The 2,523-nt window shown below is 71.4% G+C and carries 2 protein-coding genes and 1 pseudogene; 2 read left to right on the top strand and 1 reads right to left on the bottom strand.

Annotated features, from left to right (window positions below):
* Positions 1–875: pseudogene (locus ABNT58_RS00180) on the bottom strand (excinuclease ABC subunit A); the annotation flags it as partial.
* A gap of 302 nt (positions 876–1,177) precedes the next feature.
* Here ABNT58_RS00180 and ABNT58_RS00175 point away from each other — a divergent pair.
* Positions 1,178–1,399, top strand: a complete 222-nt coding sequence (locus ABNT58_RS00175; RefSeq protein ID WP_348751500.1) for a hypothetical protein — start codon at positions 1,178–1,180, stop codon at positions 1,397–1,399.
* A gap of 170 nt (positions 1,400–1,569) precedes the next feature.
* The coding region (locus ABNT58_RS00170; RefSeq protein ID WP_348751499.1) for a demethoxyubiquinone hydroxylase family protein at positions 1,570–2,523 on the top strand (954 nt) is incomplete at its 3' end.

Here is a 2,523-nt window from a genome sequence, read left to right as displayed (position 1 = left end):
GCCTCGGGCTTGAGCCGCTTGCCGTGGCACAGCGGGCAGGGGCTGGCGAGCATGAAACGGGCGGCGCGGCGCTTCATCAGCGCGCTGTTGGAATGGCTGAAGGTGTGCAGCACATGCCGGCGCGCACCGGTGAAGGTGCCCTGGTAGCTGGGCTCCAGCTTGCGGCGCAGCGCTTCGCGCGTTTGCGCGGGCGTCAGGCCGGCGTACACCGGCACCGTGGGCTGCTCTTCGGTGAACAGGATCCAGTCGCGTGTCTTGCGGGGCAGGTCGCGCCAGGGCACGTCCACGTCATGGCCCAGCGTGACGAGGATGTCGCGCAGGTTCTGGCCCTGCCAGGCCGTGGGCCAGGCGGCCACCGCCCGCTCGCGGATGGTGAGTGAATCGTCGGGAACCATGGTGCGTTCGCTCACCTCGAACACGCGGCCGACGCCATGGCATTCGGGGCAGGCGCCTTGCGGCGTGTTGGGCGAAAAGTCTTCCGCGTACAGCATCGGCTGCCCGGGCGGGTAGCTGCCGGCACGCGAATACAGCAGCCGCAGCGAACTCGACAGCGTGGTGACGCTGCCCACCGACGAGCGCGCATTGGGCGTGCCGCGCTGCTGCTGCAGCGACACCGCCGGCGGCAGGCCATCGATGCTGTCCACATCCGGCACGCCCACCTGGTCGATCAGCCGGCGGGCATACGGCGACACCGACTCGAAGTAGCGCCGCTGCGCCTCGGCGTACAGCGTGCCGAAGGCCAGCGACGACTTGCCCGAGCCCGACACGCCGGTGAACACCACCAGCGCATCGCGCGGGATGTCGACGTCCACGTCCTTCAGGTTGTGCTCGCGGGCGCCGCGGACGCGGACCATGCCGCGAGCGGTGAGGTCCATGGGCTGGGCGGGAATCGGGTCTCGTTTCAAGTGGGCGATGGGTGGCGGGGCGGGAGTGCCGTCGCCAACATCATGGGCTGAGCGGTATCTACAGGCAGCCGGTGCGCGCCAGTTGATGGCGCGGGGCTTGTCCGACAGCGGTTGGCGGGCAGCAAGACGCAGCCCGGCTGCGTCAGAGTATTGACATAATATTGATTGTCGTCAATATCGCGATCGATGCTGACATTGCGCCCCCAGGCTGCTGTCACCGACCTGTGATCTTCCGTGCGTACTGTCCCAGGGTGTCATCACCGGTCGGAATCATGAACGACACCGAAGCCGACTTCAGCGCCACCTTGCCCGCCGCCTGGTGGTTCACCGAGCCGCCCGAAGACCTGTGGACCGACCTGGCGTTGCCGCGCAGCGCTGCGGCTGGTCCGACGACTGCGCGGCCTGCACGGCCCCGGCCGACGCTGGCAGCCGGATGGCAGCGCTGGTGGCCACGCTGGGCGCAGCTGCGGTGGGCAGCGCCGCGCTCACCTTGAGCGCCGAGCCACGGTCGGCCTGACCCGCCAACGAAGCGGCTTGCGCTGGCATCGATCGGGGCCATTGCCGCCGGGCCAGCCGCGCGCCGCGCCCTTGGCCCAGACTGCACGGCGTGACAACGCCACATCCCGCCTCAGCTCCAGCCGCGCCCGGCGCAGACGCGCCCTGCGTGTACTACGACGGCGCCTGTCCGCTGTGCTCGCGCGAGATTGCGGCTTACCAGCGCACCCGCGGTGGCGATCAACTGCGGTGGGTGGACGCTGCAGGCTGCGGCGCCGAGGAGCTGGGCCCGCAACTGCCGCGGGAGCAGGCGCAGGCCCGGCTGCATGTGCGCCTGCCCGACGGCCGCGTGCTCAGCGGCGCGCAGGCCTTCGTCGCCGTCTGGCAGCGGCTGCCGGCCTTTCGCGGTCTGGCGTTGCTGGCGCGCCTGCCCGGGGCCACGCTGGTCATGGAAGGCCTGTACCGCCTGTTCCTGACCGTGCGGCCCTTGTGGCGCGGCCGGGCGGCGGCCCGTCAGCCCGAACCCTGGCCGCAGGCCCTGCAGCGCGAGCTGCGCACCGACCATGCCGGTGAAGCCGGCGCGGTGATGATCTACCGCGGCGTGCTGGCCGTGACGCGCGACGCCGACCTGCGGGCTTTCGCCCAGCAGCACCTGCACACCGAGCGGCAGCACCTGGCACTGATCGAAGCCGTGGTGCCGCCTGCGCAGCGCAGCCGCCTGCTGCCTTTGTGGCGGCTGGCCGGCTGGCTGACCGGCGCCTTGCCGGCGCTGCTGGGTCCGCGCGCGGTGTACGCCACGATCGAGTCGGTCGAGACCTTCGTCGATGCGCATTACGCCGCCCAGGTGGCCATGATCGATGCGCTGGACCCAGGCACCCTGCCCGCGTTGCGACAGCTGCTGGAGACCTGCCGGCAGACGAGGTGGCCCACCGCGACGATGCCCGGCAGCGGCGGGCTCAGGCGCCAAGCCATTCCGGCGGGGTGCGCCGGCTGGCCGCCCGTACCTGGGCCGCTACCGTGGCCGGGGGCTCGGCGGCGGCGGTGCGCGTCAGCCGCCACCTGTGAAAGGGCGCTGATGCCGTTGGCGCAGCCGTGCAGCCTGCTGCTCACCGCCGCCCTGTTC

Source organism: uncultured Aquincola sp., from assembly GCF_964001545.1.
Classification (GTDB): Bacteria; Pseudomonadota; Gammaproteobacteria; order Burkholderiales; family Burkholderiaceae_C; genus Aquincola.
This window is presented reverse-complemented; position numbering and strand designations above follow the sequence as displayed.

Coding starts and splice junctions, on each gene's coding strand:
- ABNT58_RS00175 (WP_348751500.1), top strand. CDS start 1,178: ATGAACGACACCGAAGCCGACTTCAGCGCCACCTTGCCCGCCGCCTGG.